Source organism: Haloarcula nitratireducens (assembly GCF_019599505.1).
The window spans coordinates 1-22,731 of sequence record NZ_RKLT01000019.1 but is presented as its reverse complement, the minus strand read 5'-3'; the positions used below and the strand labels follow the sequence as shown (position 1 = coordinate 22,731).

The 22,731-nt window shown below is 57.7% G+C and carries 18 protein-coding genes; 16 read left to right on the top strand and 2 right to left on the bottom strand.

The window, feature by feature from the left end:
* Positions 1-33 precede the first annotated feature (33 nt).
* The 6 genes from EGH23_RS21230 to EGH23_RS21205 all read left to right on the top strand — a co-directional run bounded on the left by EGH23_RS21230 (position 34) and on the right by EGH23_RS21205 (position 10,661).
* Positions 34-2,109 carry a VirB4 family type IV secretion system protein gene (locus EGH23_RS21230; RefSeq protein ID WP_220581992.1) on the top strand — a complete coding sequence of 692 codons (2,076 nt, stop codon included), beginning with the start codon at positions 34-36 and terminating at the stop codon, positions 2,107-2,109.
* On the top strand, positions 2,036-6,301 hold the full coding sequence (locus EGH23_RS21225; protein ID WP_220581991.1) for an ATP-binding protein: 4,266 nt from the start codon (positions 2,036-2,038) through the stop codon (positions 6,299-6,301). The genes EGH23_RS21230 and EGH23_RS21225 overlap by 74 nt, the downstream gene beginning before the upstream one ends.
* Positions 6,298-7,191, top strand: coding sequence for a bifunctional DNA primase/polymerase (locus tag EGH23_RS21220; RefSeq protein WP_220581990.1), 894 nt, complete (start codon positions 6,298-6,300; stop codon positions 7,189-7,191). The genes EGH23_RS21225 and EGH23_RS21220 overlap by 4 nt, the downstream gene beginning before the upstream one ends.
* The gene (locus tag EGH23_RS21215) at positions 7,188-8,693 is read left to right on the top strand and encodes a primase-associated protein (protein WP_220581989.1); all 1,506 of its coding nucleotides are present in this window, start codon (positions 7,188-7,190) and stop codon (positions 8,691-8,693) included. Before EGH23_RS21220 ends, EGH23_RS21215 begins: the two co-directional genes overlap by 4 nt.
* 1,006 nt (positions 8,694-9,699) lie before the next feature.
* Positions 9,700-10,212, top strand: coding sequence for a winged helix-turn-helix domain-containing protein (locus EGH23_RS21210; protein ID WP_220581988.1), 513 nt, complete (start codon positions 9,700-9,702; stop codon positions 10,210-10,212).
* Positions 10,209-10,661: a toxin-antitoxin system TumE family protein gene (locus tag EGH23_RS21205; protein ID WP_220581987.1), complete on the top strand. Its 453-nt coding sequence runs from the start codon at positions 10,209-10,211 to the stop codon at positions 10,659-10,661. Before EGH23_RS21210 ends, EGH23_RS21205 begins: the two co-directional genes overlap by 4 nt.
* 480 nt (positions 10,662-11,141) lie before the next feature.
* Here EGH23_RS21205 and EGH23_RS21200 read toward each other — a convergent pair whose 3' ends face one another.
* Entirely contained in the window at positions 11,142-11,375 is a 234-nt protein-coding gene (locus EGH23_RS21200; RefSeq protein WP_220581986.1) for a hypothetical protein, read from the bottom strand.
* Between the two features lie 226 nt (positions 11,376-11,601).
* Here EGH23_RS21200 and EGH23_RS21195 point away from each other — a divergent pair, with 226 nt between their 5' ends.
* From EGH23_RS21195 to EGH23_RS21160, 8 genes are all read left to right on the top strand, one after another.
* The gene (locus EGH23_RS21195) at positions 11,602-11,853 is read left to right on the top strand and encodes a DUF8069 family protein (protein WP_220581985.1); all 252 of its coding nucleotides are present in this window, start codon (positions 11,602-11,604) and stop codon (positions 11,851-11,853) included.
* A gap of 91 nt (positions 11,854-11,944) precedes the next feature.
* Positions 11,945-12,280: a DUF7344 domain-containing protein gene (locus EGH23_RS21190; protein WP_236044998.1), complete on the top strand. Its 336-nt coding sequence runs from the start codon at positions 11,945-11,947 to the stop codon at positions 12,278-12,280.
* Positions 12,281-12,447: 167 nt separating this feature from the next.
* Positions 12,448-14,319, top strand: a complete 1,872-nt coding sequence (locus tag EGH23_RS21185) for an ABC transporter substrate-binding protein (protein ID WP_328766729.1) — start codon at positions 12,448-12,450, stop codon at positions 14,317-14,319.
* On the top strand, positions 14,316-15,284 hold the full coding sequence (locus EGH23_RS21180; protein ID WP_220581983.1) for an ABC transporter permease: 969 nt from the start codon (positions 14,316-14,318) through the stop codon (positions 15,282-15,284). The genes EGH23_RS21185 and EGH23_RS21180 overlap by 4 nt, the downstream gene beginning before the upstream one ends.
* A complete protein-coding gene (locus EGH23_RS21175; protein WP_220581982.1) occupies positions 15,284-16,456 on the top strand; it encodes an ABC transporter permease in 1,173 nt (390 codons plus the stop codon). Before EGH23_RS21180 ends, EGH23_RS21175 begins: the two co-directional genes overlap by 1 nt.
* Entirely contained in the window at positions 16,456-17,508 is a 1,053-nt protein-coding gene (locus EGH23_RS21170; protein ID WP_220581981.1) for an ABC transporter ATP-binding protein, read from the top strand. The genes EGH23_RS21175 and EGH23_RS21170 overlap by 1 nt, the downstream gene beginning before the upstream one ends.
* The gene (locus EGH23_RS21165; protein ID WP_328766749.1) at positions 17,408-18,787 is read left to right on the top strand and encodes an ABC transporter ATP-binding protein; all 1,380 of its coding nucleotides are present in this window, start codon (positions 17,408-17,410) and stop codon (positions 18,785-18,787) included. Before EGH23_RS21170 ends, EGH23_RS21165 begins: the two co-directional genes overlap by 101 nt.
* Before the next feature lie 174 nt (positions 18,788-18,961).
* The gene (locus EGH23_RS21160) at positions 18,962-19,921 is read left to right on the top strand and encodes a zincin-like metallopeptidase domain-containing protein (protein WP_220581979.1); all 960 of its coding nucleotides are present in this window, start codon (positions 18,962-18,964) and stop codon (positions 19,919-19,921) included.
* Positions 19,922-20,142: 221 nt separating this feature from the next.
* Here EGH23_RS21160 and EGH23_RS21155 read toward each other — a convergent pair whose 3' ends face one another.
* On the bottom strand, positions 20,143-20,940 hold the full coding sequence (locus EGH23_RS21155; RefSeq protein WP_220581978.1) for an alpha/beta fold hydrolase: 798 nt from the start codon (positions 20,938-20,940) through the stop codon (positions 20,143-20,145).
* Positions 20,941-21,334: 394 nt separating this feature from the next.
* On the opposite strand from EGH23_RS21155, the gene EGH23_RS21150 reads away from it, so the two are divergent.
* Positions 21,335-22,273: a DUF6610 family protein gene (locus tag EGH23_RS21150; RefSeq protein ID WP_220581977.1), complete on the top strand. Its 939-nt coding sequence runs from the start codon at positions 21,335-21,337 to the stop codon at positions 22,271-22,273.
* Between the two features lie 55 nt (positions 22,274-22,328).
* Positions 22,329-22,469, top strand: a complete 141-nt coding sequence (locus tag EGH23_RS21145) for a hypothetical protein (RefSeq protein ID WP_220581976.1) — start codon at positions 22,329-22,331, stop codon at positions 22,467-22,469.
* Positions 22,470-22,731 lie beyond the last annotated feature (262 nt).

Here is a 22,731-nt window from a genome sequence, read left to right as displayed (position 1 = left end):
ACAAAAGAAAACATTCGGGAACAGGCTGAATACTTGCTTGAGGTCGAGGATGTCGATGAGGGCGAACTCCGGCTCGGTGTGGTGCAAGACGAAACCGAGCAAGCGCTAGCTGATCGGGACGTGATTGCACCCCGCCAGCTCCGAGAGGTATCGAATCTTTTCGAGTCGGGCTATATGGTCCGCAACGATCAGTTCGTTCGAACGTTAACTATCCACGGCTATCCCGAACGGGTTCCGTTGGGCTGGCTGGAGGAACTCTATACGACTAACGATCAGGTTCGCGTCACCCAGCACATTGAACCACGGGATACGAGCTCTGTCTTGCGAAAGCTCAAAAAGCGACTCACGCAGTTACGTGCCCGCCTCCACAAGAAAGATCAGAAGAACCAGACCGACACCCACGAAGTCAGAGCCGATCGCGACATGGTCAAAGACCTAATCTGGGATATCATTCTCGGCGAAACCAAACTCTTCGACTTCGCGATCTACATCGAGATTATCGCCGACACCGAACAGGAACTTGACGACGCTACTGAACGCGTCGTCGACTCACTTGGGGCAGCGAATGCGGAGGCAGTCACACTTGACAAACGCCAGGTCGAATCTCAGGATGCACTGGCTCCACTCGGTGACGATCCGATTAAGGCTACACAGCTCATGCAGGAAACGGCCATTGGGACGATGTTCCCCTTTATCGAGCCAGCCGTCGCCGATCCAGAGGGTGTTTTCTACGGGTTCGATGGAACGAACACGCCCGTACTGCTTGATCGCTACCAACTTTCCTCGTACTCGAAAGCGATTGCTGGAAAGATGGGGTCGGGAAAAACGTTCGCCGAGAAACACGAGATGTACCATCGGCTAATGATGGACCCCGACCTCGAGATGCTCGTTCTCGACCCGCTCGGGGATTTTGTCGACTTCGCGAACGACCTCGGCGGGCAGGTTATCCGCTTTGGCGGCCAGAACACGGTCAACCCCTTAGAGATTCGACGCGGGATCGACGATGTCGTCGACGACCCGTTCAAGAAGAAATTCCGCTCGGTAATGGAGCTATTCCGGACGCATTTCTCGTCGGTGGCCGACCAGTCGCTGAGTAAGGAACAGGAGGGAATTCTCCGACGAGCCGTCCGACTAGCCTATCTCAAGCATGGTATCACCAACGATCCAGCGACCCATACGAATACGAGTCCGACCATACAGGATGTTCTCGAGATCCTGCACGCCCTTACTGACGGTAAACAGCCCACAGAGTTTCTCGAATTACACGAGGACGCTGACAGAGCGCGAGTTTGGCCGGAAATCGAACGACTAGAAGCGCGATTCAAAGAAGCCGACGAGAAGTATGCCTATCAGCTACTACTCGGGTTGGAAGCCTTCCAGAAAGGCGGCGAAAATGACAATCTGAACGGCCAAACGAACGTCGAACTCGACAACCAACTTGTCGTCATCGATATGTCGATGTTCGCCGATACGGGTCAGGCACCGCTGTTCATGCACGTCATGTTTGACTGGATTTACCAGCGGGCCCAAAGCAGCGACCGTCGGACGCAGGTGACTATTGACGAAGCTCATTATCTGCTGCGGCGAGCAGCGACGACGGACATGATCGACCTGTTCATCCGGCACAGTCGTCACTTCAACACGGCGATTACGCTCATTTCACAGACGGTCGATGAGTTCATCGCCAACTCGAACAAGAAATCCGAGGAGGTTGCCGAGCAAGCCCGAACAATCTACAGCCTCTGTGATATCAAACAGATCTTCCACCACGAGTCGGTCAGCGATGAGATGGTTGATTTCCATGACCTCACGCCTTCCGAGCAGAATTTCATTGCTACTGCTCAGACTGGTGAGGACGGCGGCTATTCGGAGTGTCTGCTCACCGTAAACGACTGGACCAAGTCACTCTCCCTCCACGTCAACGATTACGAAGTCCACATCCTTGACGACGATCTTGACCCGTGGCAGTATCTGACCGAGCAGCGGTATCTCGACGCTGGAGATGTTGCTCATCTCGCCGAGGAAGGGCGGGTTGATGAGTACGATATTCCGGACACACTGCTCGAACAAGCTGGCGTTCAGCAATCTCCACAAGAGGCCGATGACTAACATGCGTCACTACGTGCGGATTGAACCCGCTCATGAACGCGTCGAACCAGCAGATATCGTCTCCCGTCTCGCAGGTCTCCGGAAACTTAAGACCGGTTGGGAAGTGAAATACGATCCGCGAAAGAGTGCGCCGACCTTCGAGTTTCTCGCACTCACGCAGGGAGCCGATGCACCAGTTCGGTTCTATCTCGGCGCCGACGACGAGGACATGCTTTCGACGCTCAAGTCTGAACTCCAGACCGCGTATCCCGCGAGCTACGACATTACTGAGGAAGCAGTCAATCTGGAGGCGGAGCTCTGTGGCCGGGATGGTACTGATGAGAACGATTCGAATGCGGAGACATCACTTAACGGCCGGACCCCAGTCGCTGCTCGCTGGCAGGGAGTCGGTGACCGCAGCCGTGACTGGATGACACCGATCAAGCAGTACTCCAATGTACAGGAGGATGACCAGCATTCGGAGAACCCGGCTCGCGCACCACTTGCAACAGCCGTTGAACGACTCACAGAGGCCACGGTTCCCACTGCCCTCCAAGTGTTATTCTCTCGGTATAGCAACTGGCAGAAAGCAGCCAAGAGCCGCAAAAAGCAAATCGCAACCAAACACGATGGTCCGATTCAGTCAGCGAAAACCAGCCTTGCGGATATGGTCTATGGCGCCGATCAAGAACGCATCCGAGACCGGCGACGTGGTCGTGACCCACCGAATGTTGGCGAGAGTACACGGCAGACAGCGAACGCAGCCAGTGGTGAAGTGGCCTCCCGACAGGCACTTATCGACCAGAAAGGACCCTCCCAGACGTTTTTGGCGAATCTTCGTACTGTCTCGGTCCTGCCCCCAGATCCCGACGATACTGCCAAAGCACAGGCAGCGAACAACATTGAGACCCTCGCAAACGCGTTCAACCACCTTGATGGATACTTCTACCATCTCGATGGCTCCCGCGTTACGAAGGGGCTCACAAACGTCCGTGACCCGGTACAGAAAGAGCTAGACAGACTGTTGAATCGGTCGTTCAACCAGTCTTCAATGGGGAAACGGCGGCCACAGCTCATCTTGAACGCCGATGAACTCGCGAATTTTGTGGCGGTGCCAAGCGCCCAGACACTCACGATCGAGGGAACACGGGGCACCCGAGGCAAGGAACGATTGCGACAGCCACTCCCGTTGCCCGATCCAGATCTGCTCGAAGAGTTCCGTGGGCCAGGCATGGCAATTGGGAAGCCACTCCAAGACCGGGACGATCAACTAGACGACCCAATCCGGATTCCGCCGGGGCTGCTAACTACGAGCTATATCCGGGCTGCCTCGACGGGTAGTGGGAAATCGAAGGCCACCCAATCGGAAATGCTCTCACTCCACGAGCATGTCGACGGCCCGACGGTCCTTCTCGAAGGGAAAGGCGATGGCATGGTCGAGAACTATCTTCATGCGCATTACGCACGGACTGGGAATCTCGATAACGTGTACTACTTCAACGCACCAGAGACTTTGCCCGCCGTCTCGTTTTTCGATATTCGACCCGCATTGGCGATGGGACGAACCCGTGAGGATGCCGTCCAAGACAAGGTCGAGCACTTCCACGAGATTATGCGGTTAATCCTCGGCGAGGAACGCCACGACCAGGCCTATGTCGCTAACGAAATTCTCACCTTTCTCATCAAAGCGCTGTTCGACCGCGAGTATGGACAGGACGCGTTCAGCCTCGAAGACTTGAGCGAAGCAGTAATTCATATGAGTGAAGACCGGACCTTACCCGAACTCTGCGAAGCGAATGCGCATATCGAACGGTCACTGGCACAGAAATGCCAGGTTGACGAACAGCAGTTCCAGCAAACGATGGGAGCGGCGGCGAATCGCCTGGACAAACTCGTCGAACACGAGCACCTCTACCGAATGTTCACGCATGTTCCCGAGTGGGATGACGACGCTGAGGCGTACGCCGACAACGCGTTCGACTTTCGCGAGTTTCTCAGCGACGACGCTGTAGTTCTCTTCGACCTCGGAGAGTTCCGATCGGAATCACAGCATGCCCTGACGATGATCCTGTTGAGTAATCTCTGGGATGCTGTACAGGGCCGCCGTGGTGGTGGGCAGTCGCTGATCAACGATGCTGATGAGACAGATACAGAGGACGGCGACACGATTGTGAATATGATTATCGAGGAGGCGGCGCCAGTGGCGACGTCCTCGCTGGTCTATGAGCAGTTCATTCCCCAGGGACGAGCCTTCGGCGTGAGTCTCGGCCTCATTCTCCAGTATCCTGAGCAAGTTGCCCAGTTTAGCACGTCCGACCGGCCGTATACCGAGATTCTGAACAATGTCAAAACGAAGATAATCGGTAATATCGCGACTGATGCGAAGCTCGCGGAATCGATGGCCCATGAGAACCTCAGTACCGAGGAATTCCGCAATCGGGTGAGCCGGCTGCCAGCCGGCGAGTGGATTGTCCAGTTGCCAAGTCCCCACTTCAGGGAAACGGGGCCAGCACCGTTCTCGCTCGTCTCGCTACCGATTCCAAAGGGCCATCCGGAAAGTGAGACACCACTATCGGGTGACGACAAGCACCTCTTCAAGGAACAGCAGATTCCCCGCGTAGTGCGACGGACACAAAATGAGTGCAGTTTGCCGGGGCGGACGAGTCGACTTGCTCGCGAGGAAGTCCGGGAGACGCTCGACGAGGTCGGTGATGATACCGGTGGTAAGTCTGCGACGGCCAGTGGGAGCACAGCGGGCGCTGGAGCGGCAAACGGGGGCACCTCATTGGATGCCCCCTTCTTCGGCACGGACGACTCAAGCGGCGATACAGGTGCCTCTGCGGAGAACGAGACAGCGACCGCAACGGCTGCCACTCCATCTAAGACTTCCGAGAGTGAGCAGCGGGAGATCGGGAGCGCACCCATGTTCGGCGCTACTGGGCGCGCTCCACAGGACTCCGGGGAGAATTCACAGTCTACGTCCGCCGAGAATGGAGCAGGAGCAGCCCAAGCGGACCACAACGACAATTCCGGTACCAAGGATACGGACGTCGACAAAGCTACAATGGATTCGGAAGAAACGACGGAACCCTCGGGTGGAGAGTCGCTGCCCGAGCACGTGAGTCAGGATGCAGAAGCCGAGTCCTACGTCTGTGATTTCTGTGGCTCCGCGTATCCTACGTCCGAGGAGCGAAAGGCCAGCGCATGCTGCCAATTCGCGTCGAAAGACGACGTCTTCGTCGCCGCCCGCAGAGCGCGTGACACGGCCGAGACCTCTAGTGAACTCTTCACGCGACTCGGGAACATCACCGAACACGCTGAGGAGTACGGTATCGAGGTGACGATTCAGGACTTTGTCTCTCTCGATGAATCCATGGACGAGCCCACTGCAGATCCCAACGGAGGGGCAGAAGGAGCCTCAAAGTCCGATCAAGACCAGAATACAACCACGTCGGATTCGCTGCGCTTCAGGGAGGCAACGACGGACATCCCCGATGACATGCTCCGTGCCGAAGGTGTGACACGCGACGAAGCGGCGTTCCTCGGGTTGGTACTGGATGCGATGAACCACCAGCTCGAGGAGTATTCACTCTTGGAGAGCATGACCGACTTAGAGAAGTCCTTCTCCAATCTGGATATCGAGACCCTCAAAGAAAAGGAGTTCCTCGAACAGCACCGCTCGTTCCGACAGAAGTACTACACCGTGTTACCGGCCGGACGCACCTTCCTCGATCGCACGCTCGATTGTAGTCCCGGTGTCGGCGATCTCGGCGAGAAAACGCCCCACAAAGCGGGCGTCGTGTTTCTCGAGACATGGCTGGTTCAGCAGTACGACGATGTCGAGCGAACTGAACGGTACTTCCAGTACGACGCAGAGACCGTCTTCGACGTCGCGGGATTCGACACCACGGATGACCTCTGCTGGGTCGGCGAGGTAGAGACGAAGAGCCATAATCTCGATGCTGCGGTCGCAGACTATGAGAAGCTCGCGAGCGTCGACGCCAAGGCGGCCTGGGCATTCGAGGATCGCGAGTTGAGTATCGACGTGGTCGATGCACTCATCGATGCTGACCAGATTGATATCTCGCTGACCGCGACTGAGCAACAGACCGTGAGCGCGCTTCGGGCGGCCATCAGCGACTCCGAGCTCCCTGGGCTGACGGCTCTGAACACATTCCGAAGTCTCAAAACGGAGGTCGAGCACGAATCATGACTGACGCGTGGCGAGAAGCAACTCGCGAGGAACTCCACACCTACTACACAGAGACGTTTCCAAACCGGCTTGACGCCCTCCCATCGTTCGCTACGATCGACGGACCGAAGCAGTACGCCATTGCCTTCCGCGAGGCATACCCAATCCGGAAGGAGAACGCCCCCGATCGAAATTTCATCCGCCGCGACACCTGGCAGACCACCAGCTCCGGTGATCGCACAGTTCAACAGTTTGAGTCAACCACGGACCTCATCGACTTCATCCAGTATCCCGCCCGCTACGACCCTGCACAGGGGAGTGAGTATGCACTCGCGGGTCCGGGCCTCCTCAACCGTCCGGAACCACGTCCTGACGCGGTCTACTACGCGCTCGATCACTGGGAGCGGCCGTGGGTGCTGGCGGTCGATATCGACGCAAAGGACATCGCCGCACAGCGCGCTTCTAGTGGACCCACCGCTGGTGAACCCGCCGACGTCGACACTGAAGCGCTGCAAGAGGCGGGTATCCTCGACAGTCCGCCCGAAGGGTATCCTTACGCATTCGAGGATATCGAGCACGCCCTCGAGTATGGATTCACCGTTCGGGACATCTTCGAGGACGACTTCGCGGCTCAGGAAACGATGGTCGTGTATTCAGGACAGGGCTGCCACGTCTACCTGCTCGATACAGACCGCGAGCACCGCTACGACGCGAAAAGCCGCGAGGTGATCAACGACCTGCTGCTCGACGAGTACGGGGTTCCCATCGACCCGGTCGTCACGGCCGACCGGCGCCGGGTGATGCGGCTGCCGTACTCGCTGCACGCCGACGTCTCTCGTGTCGTCCAGCCCATCGACGATCCGGGATTCGACTTCCGCACCGAGGCAACACCCGACTTTCTCAATTCATGAGTCGAGACACGCCCACAGACGACGAATATACGGCGTATCGCGTCGCGGCACTCCCACACGACGAAGGCGAGTTCCAGCTCACCCAGCTGTTCGAGCGCGGGTACGACCGCTGGACGGTCGATGGCGAGCAGCAAACAAAGAAAATGCTCGCAGACATCGAGCGGTTCACCACCGACGCGTTCGCGCCCAGCACACGGGAGGAAGCAGTCGAGCGGCCCTATGTGGACGATCCCGGAGTGCTTGCAGTTCTGACGACTCTTGGTGCGGTCTGTATCATGGACCATCCCAAACTCGAAGATACACCATCTCGGCATCTCGCCCTCCTCGGTGATCTGCGCGAACTCTACGTCAACAACATCGGGTCACTCGTTCGGGAGTACGAGGACTGGTCGCTCCACCAGGAGATCGCCGAAACCCTCTACGCGAAAGACCCCGGGGAGGACGGCGTCCATCCGGGACGCGTCTGTACGGACGTCACGACCCGCCCCGAGTTCGGTGAGGGTTACTATCTCGAGATCCCGTTCGTCGCCGCCTCGCGAAAGTGTCTGGCCCGTGCGGATGGCGACGAAGAGCAGCAGGGCGAGATCCAAGCACACGTCGCTGACAACAATTTGTACGTTCCCGTCTCGGACTTCATGGCAAAGTACCGCGAGTACGCAGAGGACGCATTTGACCGGCTACTCGCGGTCCAAGAAGAGTCGTTGACGGCGGAACAGCGGAGCTGGCTGACGGCAAACGAATCGGCAATCACCGACCGCATTGACCGATTCTTCCAAGCTGGCCAAACCCACCGCGTGTGGGAGAACTGGAATCGACAGAAGCGCGATATCAGGACGATCATCAACGCCGTTAAAGCCGCGGACGACGATACGGCACAACTCGATGAACCTCAATCAGCACGCGCACTCTACGAGGCGCTTAAGACGTACGATTCGGGTCAAACATGGGAGCAGCGTGCCTGCGACTCGTTTTCGACGCCACGGAGTGTCGGGAACACCGTGACCGCGATGGGGAACCACTCGAGCGTGTCTATCGAGCATAAGTGGGAGAACCGTTATACGCTCACTGAGTACAGCGATGGCGCGCGGCCCCTCCACGTCGACGACCTCGAGGATCTTTTCGAACTGCCTTGCATGGCCGTGATGGACGAGCGCCTTCAGGAGAAGCAACCCGTCCGGAAAGACCTCTTCAATCTGGTCCGGCTGGCGTGGTGGCTCCCCCAGTATCGAGACGCCACGACGGAGGAATTCATCAGCGACGTGAAAGACCTGTTCTCGCGGTGGCCGTGGTACGACGAGGATACGACGGAGTACCAGATCCGGTACGAGCTCAACAACGATATTGGCGGCGAGATTCCCTTGCCGATGAATTGTGAGAATAATGATATGCAGCGGTATTGTATTGGTTGCGACCAGTGCCCGTACTCGATCTATGGGAGCTTGCCGTTCCCGGATGAGATGTATGAACAGATCGACGATCAACCTAGCCCGTCGACCAATTGAGTGGAATCAGCTGCGCTATCATAATAAAGTAGATATAATTTAGGGGAGCCTCGCTGAGGAGTGGAAATCGCCCAAACCTGAGGCTGGATGCAGTAGCTCTGCGGTAGTATATTAACCGTTTCAGCTGTTTTCACCTCTAATCCTGAGGTTGGATTAGTAACAGGAAGTCTCGGAGTCTGAGGTTGGATTAGTAACATTATCGCACATCGCAATGATAAACGCTCATTTCACCGGCTTGATGCCCCTCTAAGGCTTCATTTATAATTCCTGTCTCCCGGGCTCATTCCTGAGGCTGGATTTTACGGACAGAATCCAGCCCTAAGTGACTCTCCAGCATTCTCAGCCCGTTATAACCCCCACCTGTACCTCGAAAATCGTCCAAAGAGAAGGTGGGGTGCAGGTGGGTGGATGGATGGTGTATGAAACGGGATTGGGCTAGCGTGGGGACGACGGCTGGAATCATAGACCTATCAGTATTTAGAGTTGAATTGAAACGACGATTGAGGGGGAGGGTACCAAGGAAGGTGAGAGACAGCGAGCGCTGGAGAGATTTGAAAGGGGGAGCAGCTGACCCCAGTCAGAAGACAGCCAGTCTCTTTCTATTGGGAGCTACCACTATTCTAAGAGGTTGGGTATGAGTGCGTAGTGCCTGTGTCAGTCTGAGCGATGAGTAACCACTGGTTTGCCTGTGTCGTCAACAACTGGAACTGCTACCAAGATAGCTATTTCTCGTCACGTTATATCAAAGTTAGATTATATAGTGGGAGGTTACTATGTCCCATGAGACTTTATTGCGCTGACGAAGGGCGACAGCGTTCAGCGTGCCCGGTACGCGGGTCGAATTCTGTCTTGGTACGGATGCCGTGGTCAGCTGAGTGTGTAGCCAGAGAGTGATTCACTGTCCATATTCAGTGACTCCGTATTAGTGACGATACTCCCGTACAAACACTACCGTTAGATAATTTCCTCAGGAAATTATTTGTTTATCGAGCGCGTAGCACCCAGTATGACCGAAACATGGGACGACGTCAACGAGCAGGTCAAAGCGGACTGGAAAGACGACACTACACCGTTTGAGCGAGTGTATGAAATCGTCGAACAAACCCACGACGGACAGTCGGCCGCCGAGATTGCCGACCGCGCCCTCGTGAGCGAGCCGACGGCACGTCGACACTGCAAGGCCCTTGTGAACACCGGGTTCGCCGAGACGAACCAAGATGGCCAAACAACGCTGTACAAGCGAAACAGCGACCGGATCTTGATGTCTCGGATCCGTGAGCTTCGTGACGAAGTCAATCGACCGGAGTTGCTCGACAGCATCAAGGAGATGAAGGCGGAAATTCGGCGCTACGAGGACCGGTACGACGTGGTGTCACCGGAAGAACTTGCTCAGCAACTTGATGCTGGCGAGACGGAGGGCTGGGACGACCTCACGGCGTGGCGAACGACGCGGCAGAATCTCGCCGTCGCCCAAGCAGCACTCGCCTACGACGAAGCCAGCCACCAACTTGCGGTATGAGCGAGGACGACCGTGCCGGCGAGTTCGGACCGATCTATCTTCCGGCGCTCCAGCGAATTCGTGATATTTGGCTCGAAATTGAGCCGTTAGTCGACGCCACGGCGTACGATGACGTCGTCGCCCCCACGGAACTGCAGATCAGTCTCACTGACGGGCTTGGCGACGCCGAGAACGCTCGACTCGATATCCAGTGGAGTGAGCTGGGTATGTATTCGTTTCACTACGTCGATGCCGCCGATGTCAACTGGCGATTCGATCGCCACCCGAATACACACTCCCCCGAGATCCATTTCCACCCTCCGCCCGACGCCGCCACGACGGCCGCCAAGCCGTCCTGTATCGACGTGACCGAAGTCTCACTCGTGACGCGTGCGGTCCATGCGATGTGGCGAGCAGCGTATGAAGACGATGAGCCGGATCGGCTGAATAGTACGTCAAACCCGCCGTAACGAGAGGATTAGCATATAGTGCGGTCAGCCACGTTGATCAGCTGTTCGCGAGCGGCGACGACGTTCTCGGTATCATCCACCTGATTGTTGAGTTGGCCACGTTCTACGGTGCTGTCGCGAGGGATGGCGCCGTCACAAGCCGCCCCTGCCAACGAGGCGGCGTCGGCCGTCGACGACTACACGCTCGTCTACGAGCTTGAGGAGGCGCCTATACGCCAGCTGACCGATCAATGGCCTTCGCTGACGCGACATAGTTGCCTCAGCGACAGGTGAATGGCTTCCCAGAGCCGCCCATGGCCGAACAACGGGCAGGGAGCATCTGGACATCAGCAGCCCCACGACGCGGCTCCATGACCAACGTGGGAACGGTATCCGCGACGCGTTGCGTCTCGGAGCGGTCCTCGACGACAACGACGACTTCGTCCGCTAATCTACCTTCGGCCTCCTGGTATCGCAAAACACCATGTTTGAGCTATCCAGTCAGCGCCGAGGCGGAATCCGGAGTTCGTTATCAACCTCGTAGAGATAGCCCTTCAAGAGCAGCTGCTTGATCCGTGCGTTCGCGTCGGCTTGTTCGATCCCATCGTCGACGAGATGCGAAACAGCATCCTCCCGCGAGATTCCCGATTGCTCCGATGACGAGTCGACACACTGTTCGATGAGCTCTAGTGCGGCCTCCTCGCTCGGGTTAATCGGCGTCCGCGGGTTCTCCATTACCAGTGGTTTTCGGGGCCTTCGATTTGACGATTGGGGTGGTCGCCAGAGATTTTTCTAAGTACAAGATTACATCAGAACTGCTGACCTAACCATGCTATCGGTCGAAAAGCTCCGGACGCAGTGGTGTGTTGCTAACCAACATATGATAGATAATTCATTGGCCGTTGGTTAGCTCCATTTTCTGTCCCCTGGCAGAGTAAGAGGGCCAACCTCTCGTGATATCATGGACGAGATGATTCCAGAGTACGAACGATTCGAGTGCCGTCAGCTAGCCACCAACCGCGACAGAAGAACGGATTCACTGTGTATCGACGAGTCGCTCGCCCACGATCTCGTCGAAGACCTCCGTACTGCGGGAGTTGTCAACGGTATTCCAGCGGCGCAACTACTCGCCCATTCGCCGTCGGGAGCAGTGTTCGAGTCGAATCAAGCGCTTGTGTATTTCCATGTGGGCTGGGAGGCTGCAAGTGGGTAGTCTTGCTGCGTTTCTCCTGTATATGACGTGTCGTTTCTACGTGTTATCTAGTCGAAATGTTTATAACTATAGCTATTAATCACGATAGACTATGGGTGAGAGTGTTTCACGGGGTGTGCTGGAAGCATCGAACATGGACAAGGTCCTTGATATGTTCGCCAAGCGTCAGCGGCGCTTGATTCTGTTCACCCTCCAAGATGGAGCGACAAAGCACGAATCTGACTTCGTATTTCGTGGCACAGACAGCACAGATGATCCACACCTCCAGTTGATCCATACTCACCTCCCCAAACTGGCCGAGGCGGGCTATATCGAGTGGCACCGTGAGACCGGTGAGGTTTCGAAGGGACCCCGGTACGACGAGATCGAGCCACTACTCGATTTGATCGACAATCACGCAGATGAACTTCCGTCTAACTGGCCTTGACACGTAGCGAGCGGAAGTCCTCTGGTTAAAGAGGAGTTGCCTCCGTGGATGCGGCGTAGCTAATATCTCCATCGGAGGATCCACGGCTTCAGCCGGGAGAGGTTGCCAATGAATCTGAGTGCTCTACAGGCGGAATAGTTAATTATCTCACAACTCGTCTGTGCTAGATGATGGCACCCAATGGCGGAGTGCCCTATACACTCGCTCGTCCGACTCGCCGTCGATTGCTGCAGGCGCTCGGAATCAGTACTGCGGCCTCATTAGCGGGCTGTGGATTATTCGGCAGTGACAGCAGTGAGAACGCGGCCTCAACGGCGGCGGATAGCGAGTCTACATCGTCGGGTCCGGGAGAACCGGCCGGGGAATTCGTTGGCGTCGTTGGTTCGGATGCTAACTCACTGAACTGGCTCTTTACGAATGACACGACATCGGGGGCGTTTGTCGGCCTGACATTGGACGGGGCCTGGGCGGTCGACGATGATCAGAACGTGTTCCCACTCTGGGCAGAGCCATCGACGGACGATGGACAGACCTATCGGATTACACTCCGAGAGAATCTCCGGTGGGGTGGCGGGTACGGGCAGATGACCGCAAGTGATTGGGTGTACATGATTCGGAACGTCTTCCAAGGGGAAGACAACTGGGCTGGCTACACGAGTGCGGGTGATTGGTTCCGGCAGGGTGAGCCGATTCCAGTCGAGCAAATCGACGACCTCACATTCGCGATCCGCCTTCCCGAAGTCGATCCGTCGTTCCCGCTGAAACCCATCTTGTGGGGACAAAACTGCCTTCCACGAGGGATACTGGAAAAATACGTCGCAGAGAAGGATGCAGCGGGACTCCAGCGAGATGAGGAGATCACTACGCTCCAGTATACGGGCAATCTCGGTCCGTACACTTTCGACCGATGGCAGCGGGAATCGCAGTTCGTCGCCACGCGAAACGAGGACTACTACATCCGCGAGGTAGAGGGCCTCGGCGAGGAGTGGTACAATGCGCCGTATTTCCAGTCGTATCGAATCCAGGTGATCGCCGAGGAGTCTTCCCGACTCAACGCACTGCGAAACGGGGAGGTGACGACTGCTGGAATCCCACCGAAGAACGCTCAGGAGTTTCGGGATTTCGACGGCGTCGACGTCTACGTCCAGCCACAGCCGTTCATCCAGGCCATCAAGTTTAACATGCGCGCAAATGGGTGGCGGCCGTTTCGAGAGGTCGCGGTTCGGCAAGCCTTCGCCTGTGCAGTCGACAAGCGAGTCCTCGCAGAGAACCTCTATCGCGGATTCGCCGAACCGGCGTTTACGATGCAGCCGCGCTTCTCAAAGTGGTACGTCGAGGAGGGAATGCAACAGTATCTGTTCGGTGTCGACGACCTCTATGGGCAGGAACCGGCCAGAGCTCGCATGCGGCGGGGCATCGCGGGGACAGGCTATCGCTACGATGGGACGACTCTCGTGGGTCCCGACGGCGCGCCGGTGCGATTATCGCTGTATGCCAGCTCGGCGAGCGAGACGAATCAGACGCTGGCCGAGCTCCTAGCGCAGGAGGTCGAATCGAATCTCGGTATCGCCGTCCGCATCGAAACGATCCCCGGCAACACCTTCCAACAAAAGTACGCCGTGAACTCGCCCCCGAAGGGACGAGAGGTCTCATGGAGCGCGGGGACGTTCAACGGTGGGCCGCGCGACATCTCGGTCAGTCAGGAACCGTGGGACATGTCCGTCGTCCTCGGGTTTAATACGTATCCACGCACACCGAGTTCGAGTGCCACGTTCTTCGACGAGCGGGGGAACATCAACTACTACGGCTACGTTCCGGAATCGAATATCCCGGAACTGTACGCTAAAGCGTCTCAGACCATCGATGAACAGCGACGGCGTGACCTATTCGGGGACGTCTTTCGAAATCTCGCCCGCGAACAACCCTTTGGCTTCCTTTTACTACCGTCGAACATCGTCGGCACACAGGACGAACTCGTTGGGCCGACGGAGACTTTCGCCAGCGGGTGGAACGCCCAGACGTACTATTTTGAGCGATGAGGTGGTACGTCGCTCGCCGGCTTCTCTGGGCCGTCGTCGCGACGTTTATCGTTCTCTCTATCACGTGGGCGCTGCTGTACGCGACCGAACAGCAGGCGCTCACCGCTATCCAGTTTGACGCTGCCGTCGCCGGTAGTGATGCCGAGGCCGCGAGGGAGGCCTACGAACAACAGCGAGGCCTGGACCGCCCGCTTTGGCGACAGTACACCGACTACATGACTAGTATGGCGACATTCAACTGGGGCTACAGTCTCTCCCGAGGCCAGCCAGTGACCGCGGCAATCGCCGAGGCTTTGCCATATACGATGATGTACTCCGTTCCGTGGACGATTTTCACGGTCCTATGCGGGCTGTCTATCGGGCTATACTCGGCGACTCACCAGTACTCCCGGTTCGACTACGCCGCGACGTTCATCGCCTTCTTTGGATACGCGATTCCGAATTTCTGGTTTGGCATCGTTTTGCTGGTACTGTTTGGCGTCCAACTTGACTGGGTTCCGATCGTTTTTGACCCGAACGTGCCCGTGTTCAGTTTGGCTAATGGAAGACAACTCGTTCTTCCCGTTTTCGTCCTGACCACGGGGTCGATAGCCAGCCTGACACGATACACGCGGGCAGAAGCTCTAGAATACGTTGAAGCGACGTTTACGAAGACGGCGAGAGCGAAAGGCGTCTCGGAGCGACGGATACTGCTGTTGCACGTTCTCAGACCCGCGGCCGTCCCGCTCTCGACGATTCTGGTGGCCGACCTGCTCGGACTGTTCATCGCCAGTTCCTACCTCGTCGAAGTCGTCTTCGGCATCCCCGGATTGGGACAGTTGAGCTTCAAAGCCATCCAGAATCAGGACACACCCCTGGTCCTTGCGACGACGCTCATCGGCGTCTTCATCGCTATCGTCGGGAACTTGCTCCAAGACATTGCCTACACTGTACTGGACCCCCGCATCGAATACGGTGACCGTTGATGAGTTCGGATACGCCTCGGCGACGATTCGAGGACATCGACTGGGACGCCAACGGTGGCTTCACTTTGGACAGGCAGACTATGGGATTGCTGCTGACGCTGGGCGGGCTCACTGTCGCGTTCGTCATCGATTACTTCCAAGAAGGGCCGTTATTCGCACCGAATCCAGTGCTCCGGGAGGGGTGGGACCTCACGCAGTTGGACTGGCTGTTCATGCTTTCACTCACGCTATTCGCGTTTTACGTTGTCGTTCCGTTAGTGCGACATCGGCGGATGACTGCCTACTACTGGCAGGAGTTCCGAAAGAACCGGGCGGCCGTCCTCAGTCTCGCGTACTTACTCGTCATTTTCACGCTCGGACTCGTCGGGCCGTTGCTCGTCACGAGACCACAGGTAGCGCTGCTACAGAGTTACCAGCCACCGGTCGGATTCGCTGTCGACAGTGCTGTCCCGTTGCAGTGTGTCGGTGACGTCGGCGACGGCCGGTGTCACGGGAGCTGGCAGTTCCCGCTCGGCACCACCGGCAGCGGGAAAGACATCCTTGCCCTCGTGGTTCTCGGGATGCGGGTGTCGATGCGTATCGGGCTGATAACGTCGTTTCTCATCGTCGGTATCGGTGCGACTGTGGGCACCGTTGCCGCCTACGTCGGTGGACTGGTCGATGAAGTGCTGATGCGCTACGTCGACATTCAGCAGGTCTTCCCGTCGTTCCTGCTGTACCTGCTGCTCATCTACCTTTTCGGCGGGAGCCTGCTGATGTTCATTCTCGTCTTCGGTCTCTTCAGTTGGGGCGGGACAGCGCGCCTCGTCCGTAGTGCGTCACTCCAGCGGTCCCAGGAGGCATACGTCGACGTGGCGCGATGTGCTGGTGCGGATACGAAACACGTCATCCTGCGACACATCCTTCCGAACATCTCGGGCACCGTCATCACGAACCTAACGTTGCTCATTCCGGGCCTAATTCTGTTCGAAGCCGGGTTGGCGTTCCTCGCGCTCGGGGATCCGACGATTCCATCGTGGGGACAGACCATCGCCGCAGGGCGCTCTGACCTTCGGACCGCGTGGTGGGTTTCGACGATTCCCGGTGTCTTCCTGTTTCTCACTATCTTGGCGTTCAACTTCGTCGGCGACGCGTTCCGGAACGCGCTTGACCCGCGCTCGGAGGTGGACTAGTGAGCCAACAACAGGAGACAGCCGACGACACTCGGCGCGAACCACTTCTGTCGGTCCGGAACCTCTCTGTCGAGTTCGAGACCGACCGGGGGCGACTCCAAGCGATAGACGGCGTAGACTTCGATGTGCAGCGGGGCGAGACCGTCTGTATTGTCGGCGAGAGCGGGAGTGGAAAGACCGTCACGGCTGAGACGATAACCAAACTGATTCCGATGCCGCCCGGTCACGTTACGAGCGGCGAGGTGTTTCTCGATGGGCGGAACCTATTGCCGCTCTCAGAGCGTGACCTGCGCGCCGTTCGGGGCGCCCGTATCGCCCACGTGTTTCAAAACCCCGAGGATGCGCTCAACCACTGCTTCACTATTGGTTGGCAGATACGTGAAGCGATTCAAACCCACGAGGACGTCGGTGATACGGCGGCACGAGCACGTGCCATCACGCTCCTTGATCAGGTCGGTATCTCCGATGCCGCGACGCGGTACGACGACTATCCCCACGAATTGTCCGGCGGGATGAAACAGCGCGTTGTCATCGCGATGGCGCTCGCGGCGACGCCGGACCTGCTCATCGCCGACGAACCGACGACCGCGCTCGACGTAACCATTCAAGCACAGCTGTTGGACCTCTTTGACTCTCTCCAGGACGAGTACGGGATGGCGATCTTGCTCATCACGCACGATCTCGGCGTCGTCGCCGAACTCGCCGATCGGATGGTCGTCCTGTACGCCGGGAAGGTGATGGAGCGAGGGAATGTCTACGACGTGTTTGACGGGCCCGCTCACCCGTATACACAGGCGTTGTTCGACTGCCTTCCCGGTCGGGGGTGGGCCCTCCGAACTATCGAGGGGCGGCTACCTGACCTCTACGACCCCCCCGCAGGCTGTCGGTTTGCCAGCCGCTGTGAGTATGCCCGTGAGGACTGCCGTACTGGCGACCAACCCTCGCTGTACGATGTCGGAAATGGTCAAGCGGCTTCCTGCGTATACTACGGGCCGAACGGTGACCCTGAGGTGCTTCGAAACGGTCGTTCGGGTGGTGACCCCGATGCGTGACGTGCCGCTATTCGAGGTGACAAATCTCACGAAACACTTCCCGATTACGAAAGGCATTCTTCGACAACAAGTTGGGGCCGTCAGAGCTGTCGACGGTATCGATCTCACGGTCCGGCGTGGTGAGACCGTTGGCCTCGTCGGTGAATCTGGCTGTGGGAAATCGACCGCTGCACGGACGATGCTTCGCCTCGAAGAACCAACGAGCGGCTCGATTCGGTTCGATGGACGAGAGGTCACCGAGATGTCGGACGACGCGCTCACGGCGTTTCGGCGGAACGCACAGATGATCTTTCAGGATCCAAGCGCCAGTTTCGACCCGCGCATGTCAATCGGCGAATCCGTCGCCGAACCACTTGTTATCCATGGTATTACCGACCGGGCCCTTCGACGAGAGGTCGTAGCGGATCTGTTAGAACGTGTCGGCCTATCGGCGGACGACATCGACAGATATCCTCACGAGTTCTCCGGGGGACAGAAACAGCGAATTGCACTCGCCCGAGCGCTCGTCTTGGGCCCGGATCTCCTGCTCGCTGACGAACCGACCAGCGCGTTAGATGTCTCCGTCAAGTCCGAGATTCTCACCCTCCTCGCCGACATTCAACGAGAGTTCGACCTCGGGGTCCTTTTTATTAGCCACGATATGGGGGTCGTTCGGCAGATTTGTGACCGAACTCTCGTAATGTATCTGGGCGAGATCATCGAAGCCGCCCCGACCGATTGCCTGTTCGAGTCTCCACAACATCCGTACACAGAGGTCCTCGTCAAATCGATTCCGACTATCGATCCCCGGAAACGTGGCCACCGAGTCAGATTGCGCGGCGCCGTCCCGTCCCCGAGTGACCCACCACGTGGCTGCCGGTTCCACACTCGGTGCCCGAAAGTCATCCCGCCCGATACATATGATATTGAACAGCGTGATTGGCGAGCGATCCTTGACTTCCGACTTCGGCTTGCTCAGGAGCGAATCGAGCCTGAGTCTCTTCGAGCGGCCGTCGCTACCGAGACCGACCTTCCCGTTGAAAGCGTCGCAGACGACTCGGCCCGAGAGACCGTTCGAGCGTCTCTCGACCTGCCACAGTCCCTTGACGACCCCGAGGCCGATGCAGTCCTTAACGTGGCGGTGAATCGCCTCCTCAACGGCGATGTGACTGGCGCACACAAACATCTCGTCGACGCATTCCCGACAATCTGTGCACGCGACATCCCAGAAGACGTCTGGCTCACCGATGAGCACTCTGCAGCCTGTCACCTTCTAGACCAAGACGATGCACGCTACTAGTCTATTTCAGATCGACTGGTGCCGATCGGTTCGCACCCGCATAATGCAGTTTCCACGTTCGCTTTTCAGCATCGTCGCCGCAGTCTCTCCGCTACCACAGCACTACAGCGTGGATTTTCTGCCCCCCGTGGGAGGTGCGGGGGCGTACCCGAGAGTGCGTCCCGATAGATACCAATGGCGACGATGCAAACCGACTTCTCCGACGCAGCGGCGTCCAGCCAGCAAACCACATACTCCTTCGACGATTCGGATACCCGAGCCGACGACATGCGTGATCAGCTCGATGCGTGGGTTGAGGACCTCGCCGAGCTGACCGATGAGGCCCAGGCCAGCGAGCAGTTCCAGCAGTGGCTCGAGGTGCAGAGCAAGTTCCACGATTACTCGGCCCGGAACACGCTGCTCATCCAGTTGCAGTGTCCCAACGCGACCAAGGTCGCCGGGTACAATACCTGGCAGGAGGGGTTCGACCGACACGTCCAGCAGGGCGAAGATGCAATCTGGATTTGGGCACCCATCATTACCAATAAATGTCCCGAGTGTGGGAATTCGCCCTCCTATCACGCGAATACGGAATGTGAGTACGACGAGACCGAGCCCGACGAGTGGTCCCGAGGGCTGGTTGGATTCCGGCCGACATCGGTATTCGATATTTCCCAGACTGAGGGCGAACCACTGCCCGAACTCGAAACCGAAGCGTATGGTGATGCAGACGGCCTCGTCAAGGACCTGTTGGCGGCGACCGACGCCATCGGCGTTGATGCGACTATCGTCGCTCCCGACGAGTGGAGCCACGGGTCGGCACGCGGGGTATGTGAACGGCGGAGTCCGACGACGACGAATCCGGTCGTGGAGGTGATCGACCGCGAGAACCGGGCTGATCTTGCGAGCACGTTGATTCACGAGTTTGCCCACGCGACCATGCACTTCGAGCGCGAGTCGGGTGAGGAGAAATCCCGCTTGGAGGTCGAGGCTGAGGCGGTGGCCTATATCGTCAGTCGGCACTTCGGCTTGGATCCGGACAACTCAGCGTTCTATCTGGCGGCGTGGGACGAGGATGCGCCGGCGACGGTTCGAGACCGGTTAGATCGGATTTCGAGTACGGCGGCCGAGCTTATCGACGCAGTCGAAGGCTAACCAACAGATAGCAGCTACGTGGACTCTGTGGGGATCTTCAGTCGCTGACAGGATGCTGAGGCCGTGCTGCATACAGGGGGCTCAGTGAGCGTTCAATATAGAGGATCTATCCACCACGAAGATCGTGTTCGTTTCAGAGTATTTGCGCCGGGGCAGCTGCCCAGCAGTTCTTTCCATCTGATAGCCGCCGGAAGGTGAATGGGAGATCGGTTGTGGCTTCGTTAGTTCGATTCACGGATGAATGTGAGTACCTCGTCGACGAAGCGGTCCGGCGCGGTGTTCATCGGCTCGTGGGCGTGCCCGTCGAAGGTAACGAGTCGGCTGTTTGGAAGCGCGTCGGTGACCGCTTCCGTTGCATCTTTGTTGAATGGGGGGCTCTCACCGCCGGACAACACCAAGGTCGGCGTGGTCATTTCTACAAACCGGGCAGCATCAAACTCGTACTCGGCGATCGCTTGCAACTCGCGGGGCAGTGTATTGGCAGCGTTCACCATGTCTTTCCAGATCGGTGCCGAGCGAGCCGCGTCGAGTTCCTCCGGCGTGAGCTGGGCGACTTCTTCCAGGAACAGAACGAGCGCCTGCTCGTGTTCACCGTCTTCCAGCAGTCCTCTCATTTCAGTGATAGCCCCTTCGACGTTGAGTTCGTGGTCACCGACCGCAACGGGAGGTTCGTTCAGGATGAGTTTGCGCAGGTTATCGGTGCGCAGGGCCGCCTCCAGTGAGTAGAGAGCTCCACTGGAATGACCGAGTAGCGTTACTGGGTCGTCAATCGCATTGACGACGGCGGCCACGTCCTCGGCCTCTCGTTCTAGTTCGTACTCGGCAGCGTCACCGCTCTCCCCACGTCCACGCCGGTCGATCGCATAAACCGTACAGTGTTCTGCGAAGGCGGAGCGCGTCCCAGCCAAATCCCAGAACGTGTGCAGGTCGGCGCTCCCGTGCACGAGGACGAGCGGTGGCCCGCTCCCGATTCGTTCGTATGCAATAGGCGTACCATCTTCTGATATGACGGTCTCCATGATACCTCAACTGTACCTATACGCCGTCTGCTGCCCTTACTCTTCCCCACAGTAGTCCTTGGCGACGGGCTTTCCGCAACGAACGGCTGGGAGATGCGCGCTCTGTATTCAGCACGCTAGGAAGAATATCCACTGAGATTGGTGGATGTCTCGGTGGTCAGTACGTACATTCGTTCTAACCGTTGTTTCATTTCTCCTGAGGTGAAATAAGTCGTGTCCCTCTGCTGCAGGTCTCCTCTATATTCAACACGCTACTCCTCTCTCAGCGGACTTCAACAGAGCCGCTACGTGAGATAGCGTTGGTTAGCCTGTTGGCGTCCTCTTCCTGGAGTCACGAGGCGTATTTGTGGCGCGCTGGGCAGCTGGGCGCGCCTCTCAGGGCGTCCATGTTACAATGTCTACAGACGCACGACACTCCTGGTCAGCAGCAGCCATCGACGACGCGAAGCAAGCCGAGTACGTGGGGTTCCTGCATCGGGAACCATTCGTCATCGACGCCTACGCGCTGGGTTTCGCAGTCGGTGTTCGTGAGGACTATTCCTACCAGTCGTCGTTACGGAACGTCGATGTTCCAATCGAGATTTTAGATAACGACTTTCGAAATCCCGACTTGGACCGCTATATCGAGCGCTTCGAGCAGTACGAACCGGCTGTCGGAATGCTGGGGGATGCGTACGACAGTGAGGGAGCCCGGCAATACAATCGAGCGGCGAGAGAATTGAAGCGGAAGTTTCCGGGGACAGAGATCATCATTGTCCCGAAGTGTCGGGAGGCGATTCCTGCGATTGACGATAATATCGTTCTTGGATACCCGATGGGATACTCCGACAAAGTAGCCGAGGAGTACACGAATATTGTGGACTGGCGCGAGCGTCGGGTCCACCTACTCGGTGCAAGTCCACCCAAGCAATACGAGGCGATTCAGAGCCTCACACAGCCGCGTGTCACGGGGGAACCACCAGCCGATATCGTCGGTGTAGACTGGAACGGGATTCATCTAGCGGCGCTGAAGGGCCAGTATTTCACGCCGCATGGTTACGGTGACGCCGACCATCTCTCGATTCGAGCAACCGTACGAGAGAGTCTGGAGTGGATTCGGCGTTATTGGCAGACAACGGGCGTCTGGCCGACGTCGGGAACTGGACAGAACCCATTGGATGAGGAACCGATGGACCCGGTCTTCGTCGCTGACGGCGGTCGCGCGACGACTACTGAGCTTGAGGATGCGATTGTGGTCGAGTACGGGAACGGTCAGACGCTGGCCTATCGATCCGAGCGTGAACGGAAGCGTATCGAGTATCGAGAAGGGCTAGTTCCCGTCAATCGGACGTAAGCGATTTCGAATCGTATCATGATTTTGTGCGCCTCTGACGGGTGAGAGGCTCACCATGAGTACTGACAAGCAGCAGCCAGTTGACGAAGAGGTACAGGACGAGGTGACCGACGACGGCGCGACCATCGCCGCCGAACATCGCCAAGCACAGGCCTCGGGTGAAGTGTTCGAGGGCGAACCGGGCGGAGAGCGCTAGGACTGGTGAGTATCTTCAATGCGGACTCGTCATATCGAGACGGCGGCTGACAGTCAGGTTGGCACGCCACTAGATCGCCAGCGAATTCGAACTACTGAAACGGGGTTTCTGGCCGTCTGTAGCAAGGACTACTCCGGTCAACTGCCCCGCGCACGGTGGCGCGGGGCTTGTCAGTGAACTCGGCCTCTACCCCCGATTAGGGGGACGGGACGAATCCCCGATTCGGCGTCACGGTTCCTGACTTCAGGGCGAGTTGACTGTC

Coding starts and splice junctions, on each gene's coding strand:
- EGH23_RS21225 (WP_220581991.1), top strand. CDS start 2,036: ATGAGTACGATATTCCGGACACACTGCTCGAACAAGCTGGCGTTCAGC.
- EGH23_RS21220 (WP_220581990.1), top strand. CDS start 6,298: ATGACTGACGCGTGGCGAGAAGCAACTCGCGAGGAACTCCACACCTAC.
- EGH23_RS21215 (WP_220581989.1), top strand. CDS start 7,188: ATGAGTCGAGACACGCCCACAGACGACGAATATACGGCGTATCGCGTC.
- EGH23_RS21210 (WP_220581988.1), top strand. CDS start 9,700: ATGACCGAAACATGGGACGACGTCAACGAGCAGGTCAAAGCGGACTGG.
- EGH23_RS21205 (WP_220581987.1), top strand. CDS start 10,209: ATGAGCGAGGACGACCGTGCCGGCGAGTTCGGACCGATCTATCTTCCG.
- EGH23_RS21200 (WP_220581986.1), bottom strand. CDS start 11,375: ATGGAGAACCCGCGGACGCCGATTAACCCGAGCGAGGAGGCCGCACTA.
- EGH23_RS21195 (WP_220581985.1), top strand. CDS start 11,602: ATGGACGAGATGATTCCAGAGTACGAACGATTCGAGTGCCGTCAGCTA.
- EGH23_RS21190 (WP_236044998.1), top strand. CDS start 11,945: ATGGGTGAGAGTGTTTCACGGGGTGTGCTGGAAGCATCGAACATGGAC.
- EGH23_RS21185 (WP_328766729.1), top strand. CDS start 12,448: ATGATGGCACCCAATGGCGGAGTGCCCTATACACTCGCTCGTCCGACT.
- EGH23_RS21180 (WP_220581983.1), top strand. CDS start 14,316: ATGAGGTGGTACGTCGCTCGCCGGCTTCTCTGGGCCGTCGTCGCGACG.
- EGH23_RS21175 (WP_220581982.1), top strand. CDS start 15,284: ATGAGTTCGGATACGCCTCGGCGACGATTCGAGGACATCGACTGGGAC.
- EGH23_RS21165 (WP_328766749.1), top strand. CDS start 17,408: ATGTCGGAAATGGTCAAGCGGCTTCCTGCGTATACTACGGGCCGAACG.
- EGH23_RS21160 (WP_220581979.1), top strand. CDS start 18,962: ATGGCGACGATGCAAACCGACTTCTCCGACGCAGCGGCGTCCAGCCAG.
- EGH23_RS21155 (WP_220581978.1), bottom strand. CDS start 20,940: ATGGAGACCGTCATATCAGAAGATGGTACGCCTATTGCATACGAACGA.
- EGH23_RS21150 (WP_220581977.1), top strand. CDS start 21,335: ATGTCTACAGACGCACGACACTCCTGGTCAGCAGCAGCCATCGACGAC.
- EGH23_RS21145 (WP_220581976.1), top strand. CDS start 22,329: ATGAGTACTGACAAGCAGCAGCCAGTTGACGAAGAGGTACAGGACGAG.